Below are 5,385 nucleotides of genomic sequence, written 5' to 3' on the forward strand. Positions count from 1 at the left end.
GCCGAGCAGAGTGCTGACATAGAGATAGAGATTACGGACAACGAGGCTGACATCACCGAGGAGGGCGAGGAGATCACGTATACGATCACGGTGACCAACACGGGTAACGTGACTTTGGAGAACGTGACGATTGTGGATTCTCAGACCGGCTTGGTGGTGAACGTGGGTACGTTAAAGCCGGGCGAGAGCAAGACGGTAGACACGACCTATCCGGTGGATCAGGACGACGTGGATACCGGCAGCGTGACCAACGAGGCTACGGCTACGGGCGAGAGTCCGAGTGCGGGTGACGACGATCCGACCGATACCGACGAGGTGACCACGCCTATCACGCCGCTTCCGTCCATTGAGATGGTGAAGACAGCGGACAAGGAGAGTGTATCCGAAGTCGGGGAGGTGGTGACTTACACCTTGACTGTGACTAATACGGGTAACGTGACCAAGACGGATGTGACGGTGAGCGATCCGCTTACCGGCTACACCGAGGTAATCGAGACCCTTGCTCCGGGAGAATCCGTGGTGTTGACCACTGAGTATGTGGTGACCCAAGAGGATTTGGATAAAGGAGAGATCATCAACGTGGCGACTGTGAAAGCGACTACTCCGGATGACACCGAGGTTGAGGACGAGGATTCCGAGTCCGTGATAGCCGAGCAGAACGCATCCATTGAGATTGTGAAGACTGCCGATAGAGAAGATATCCAGGGCATCGGCGAAGAGGTTGTATATACCTTGACGGTGACCAACACCGGAAACGTGACGCTGACCGATGTGACGGTTACCGATCCGTTGACCGGTCTGGATGTGGCTTTGGGTACGCTGAGTCCTGGAGAGACCAAGTCTGTAGAGACTACGTATACGGTTGCTGCGGGCGATCTGGAGAACGGCATCACCAACGTGGCGGTTGTTACGGCAACTACACCTGATGACGAGCAGATCGGAGACGAGGACAGCATCACGATCGGTGTGAGTCCGAGAGAGATCATCGCCAACGACGATGACTTCGGAACCTACTTTGTGAGCTACGGCGGTAGACTGGGCAACATTCTGGACAACGACCTGCTAGACGGGGTACGGCCTGATCCGGACGATGTGGACTTCGAGTTCACCGAGTTGGACGGCGTGATCGGTCTGTTGATCGACGACAGCGGTGAGCTGAGCCTGATTCCTGCGGTGAACGAGGCGGGTGAGTACACTTTGCGCTACGTGCTCCGGGAGACTGTATTCCCTGACAACAGCGACGATGCGCTGGTAGTGTTCAGGTTGCAGAACGACAACGTGAACTTGAGCGTGACCAAGGAGGCCTTGCTGGACGAGGTGTTCGAGGGAGACGAGTTTGAATACGAGATTGTGCTGAGCAACATCGGCGGCTTTGCGGCCCGCAATGTGGTGATCACGGACAATCTGCCGAACGGGGTGACTTATATCAGCAACAGCATTGTGAGCAACAGTGCGAACGTTGAGGTGAGCACGACCGTGGACGGAAGCCGAATCGTGTGGACGATACCGTTCTTCCCTGCAGATGCGAGCATCACGTTTAGGGTTAAGGTGAAGGCCGGTGCAGCGGGTACGGTGACCAACACGGTGGTTGTTGGGGCCGATGAGGACGACACGGACGAGAACGACAACCAGGCCAGCGATGTGACGGTGATCAATCCGTTCCACATCCCGAACGTGATCACGCCGAACAACGACGGTGCGAACGACACCTTCGAGATTCAGGGCCTTGGCAAGTTTGTATCGAACTCAATCACTATCTTTAACAGATACGGGGACCATGTTCTCGAAGAGGAGAATTACCGAAACGACTGGGATGCGCCTGGCCAGGCTGCGGGTACGTACTTCTACGTACTGGTGGCGACCGATACAAGCGGCAGGGAGCACGTGTTCCAGGGATGGATTCAGGTTATTAAGGAAGATTAATCACGAGCGTTATGAAAAATACTTTTAAAATCTTTGGTATGACCCTACTGGTGGCCCTGTTGGCCACCGGGGGGACTTTTGGGCAGCAGCTTCCGCAGTTCAGCCAGTATATCTTCAACGGGCTGCACGTGAACCCGGCCTATGCCGGCTACAAGGGAGAGCCCTACATTCAGTCCACGTACCGGACCCAGTGGATCCGGTTCCCGGGTAGTCCGGAGACCTTCACGGTGACCGCTGACCTGAGTGCGAACGAGGGGACGATGGGCTTCGGGGTATCGATCTTGTCAGACAACATCGGGCCTGCGAGGACCAACATGGGGATGCTGACCTACGCCTACCGGATCCAGACGGGAACGAACAGTTACCTGGGACTGGGTGTGAGTGCGGGCGTATCGGAGTATGCGATAGACGGGTCGCTTCTGGACCCGAACGACTGGCCGGATTCGGAGATTCCTGACGGACGGGTGAACATGTTCACGCCGAACCTGAATTCGGGTATCTTCTTCCACACCAAGCGTTTCTATGCGGGTATCAGTGCGTACAACATGATCGGTAAGAAGTCGCTGGAGAAAGAGGATGTGGCACTTGCCTACCATGACTTCCACTACTACCTGACAGCCGGAGCGCTGTTTGATCTGGGCAGTACGGTGAAGTTCAAGCCGAGCTTCCTGATCAAGGAGGTGAAGGGCGCACCGACCAACTACGACCTGAACGCGATGTTCCTGTTCGGGGAGCGGATCTGGGTTGGGGGCTCGTACCGTTCGAACATGAAGATCTGGAACGACAATTTGCCGGAGAATCTTTCGAACCGGAATTCCTTTGCGGCGATACTGGAGCTGTTTGCCACGGACAGGATACGGATAGGCTATGCCTATGACCACAACCTGAATGTACTGCAGGACTACAGGACCAACTCACATGAGCTTTCTGTAGGCTTTTATATGATCCCGAGAAGGGCAGTTATGAAAAACCAAAGATGGTTCTGATTATGAAAAAGACACTGACAATACTGAGCATTGCGGCCGGCTTACTTTTTGGCCTATCGGCAACGACCATGGCCCAGAAATCGAGGGTTCGCTATGCGGACAAGCAGATGGAGCTGATGAACTTCCAGCTTGCGCTAGACACCTACGAGGCAGCCTATGCGAAGAAGCCGAACTACGAGACGGCCTTGAAGACGGCCCAGGCCTATGAGCGGGTTCGCAACTACGACAAAGCCTACGAGTGGTGGGGGAACGCGGTTTCCTACGAGGAATCGACGGAAGCGGACTTCATGAGTTACCTGGCCGCAGCGCAGCGTGTGGGCAAACTGGACGAGGCAGAGGGCAAGGCCCAGGAACTGATGATGGGCAGGAGACCGCCGATGCAGGCGAGCCTGGACTCCCTGGAGAGTTCGCTGGAGAACATGGTGAGCATGTCTTCGAAGAAGAAAGTGAAGCTGACCAACCAGGAGGACCTGAACAGCGAGGGCTCAGACTTTGTGCTGGCCGAGGACGCGCTGGGCAACAAGTACTTTGTATCCGACCGGGGCGGGGTGTTCCCTTCAAAGATGCCGGGTATCCGGATCGACTACAAGAACGAGTTTTTCAGCGAAGAGAAGAACGACTACACCGACCGGGGATACTTCAGCGTGTACAGGCAGAGCCCTGACGGGGAGATCACACGGGTGATCTCAAACGTACCGGGGACCTACAACTTCTCGGATCCTTCCTACGCGAAGGAGGCGGGACTGCTGTTCTACTCGGTGACCCGGGATATCAAGAAAGTGAAGAAGACCCGTCAGATCATGGTTCAGCCGGAGATCTACTACAGCAAAGTGAACGAGAGCGGGGAGCTGGAAGGCTTCATGGCCTTCCCATACAACGACTCGCTGAAGTATTCGGTGATGAACCCGTTCATCGACGAAGAAGCCAAGCGTCTGTACTTTGCTTCGGACATGCCGGGAGGCATGGGAGGTTACGACATTTACTATTCCGAATATGACGAAAACATGGTGTTTTCCGAGCCTGTGAATTTAGGAGGCGGAGTGAACACCGACGGCAACGAGACCCATCCGTTCAGAAAAGACGACAAGTTTTACTTCTCTTCCACGGGCCATCCGCGGGTAGGGGGCATGGATGTGTACGAGGCCAGCTATAGCAACGGAGCGGTATCCAATGTGCAGAACATGGGGATGCCGATCAACACCCTGGCCGATGACTTCGGCTACCGGGTACTGGAGAACGGGGACGTGTATTTGGCATCCAACCGGCAGGGGGGCATGGGTCTGGACGACCTGTACCTGATCGAGGAGATGTACAAGCAGTTTTTGGCACGGGTGATCGACTGCGAGGGCGTGGTGATGACAGACAGCTACATGGCGACCTTGCGCGACAACACGCAGAACGGCAACGTACCGACCCAGATGAACCAGGGTAAGCTGACGGCCGAACTGGAGCCGGAGAGTGACTTCTCGCTGACCATCAGCAAGCCGGGCTACTTCTCGGTGACCGACAACTCGATCACGACCAAGGGCTTTGAGGGGGATACGGTGAAGCGTGAGTACAAGCTGATGCCGATTCCGTACCAGTTGCCGGTGTATGTGGACATTGTGTACTACGACCTGGACAAGTTTGCGATCCGCGAGGATGCGAAGCCCGCATTGGACAAGATTGCCGAGATCATGAAGAAATACAGCTTCCTGGATCTGTTGGTGGCGTCCCATACGGACTCCAGGGCATCGGATGAATACAACATCCGGCTTTCCAACGACCGTGCGAAGGCGGTGACCGAATACATGGCACAGTACAACATTGCGGCCGACCGCATCCGCTTGGAGTGGTTCGGCGAATCGCAGCTGGTCAACGACTGCGGCAACGGGGTACCGTGTTCGGAGGCGGACCACCAGCTGAACAGACGTTCGGAGCTGGTATTGGAAGCCTTCCCGGATCCGACCGTGCAGTATGACATTCCAGCTGAGCTGGCAGGCAAGGACTTCTGTAATCCGGAGGACCTGTTTGAGATGCTGCAGGACGAGATCAGCCAGATCCCAACGATCTACTTCGACTTTGACAAGTCCATGCTGAGAAGCGTGCACAAGAAGGAACTGGAGCGTACGGCGATCATGCTGAAGCGGATGCCGAACCTGATGCTTTATATCGAGGGGCACACCGACCAGCGGGGCAGCGAGGAATACAACCAGAGCCTGTCCGAGCGCAGAGCCGACGCGGTGATGGAATACCTGATGAAGCGTGGCATCGAGGAGAACCGGATGGAGCACCAGTGGTTCGGGGAGACCCGTCCGGTGCACGACTGCAGTACCGAAACCTGTACCGAGGCGATGCACCAGCTGAACCGACGGACCGAGTTAAGAGTGGGTAAGTCAGCCTTCACCTACACCGGAAGAAGAAAGAAAGTGGACACCATGTAAGAGGTGTCAACACAAGAAACACAAAAGGGACCTACAACAGGTCCCTTTTTTAT

The 5,385-nt window shown here is 55.6% G+C and carries 3 protein-coding genes; all 3 read left to right on the plus strand.

The annotated features are described in order from the left end of the window. Nucleotides 1-1,923 (plus strand): DUF7507 domain-containing protein (locus NY014_RS16315; RefSeq protein ID WP_259415606.1); only part of this gene is annotated, 1,923 nt, incomplete at its 5' end. An 11-nt stretch (nucleotides 1,924-1,934) separates the two neighbouring features. Next, a complete protein-coding gene (locus NY014_RS16320) occupies nucleotides 1,935-2,909 on the plus strand; it encodes a PorP/SprF family type IX secretion system membrane protein (protein WP_259415607.1) in 975 nt (324 codons plus the stop codon). Between the two features lie 2 nt (nucleotides 2,910-2,911). Then, nucleotides 2,912-5,332, plus strand: a complete 2,421-nt coding sequence (locus NY014_RS16325) for an OmpA family protein (RefSeq protein WP_259415608.1) — start codon at nucleotides 2,912-2,914, stop codon at nucleotides 5,330-5,332. The last annotated feature ends 53 nt before the right edge of the window (nucleotides 5,333-5,385 follow it).

Source organism: Algoriphagus limi (assembly GCF_024919275.1).
Classification (GTDB): domain Bacteria; phylum Bacteroidota; class Bacteroidia; order Cytophagales; family Cyclobacteriaceae; genus Algoriphagus; species Algoriphagus limi.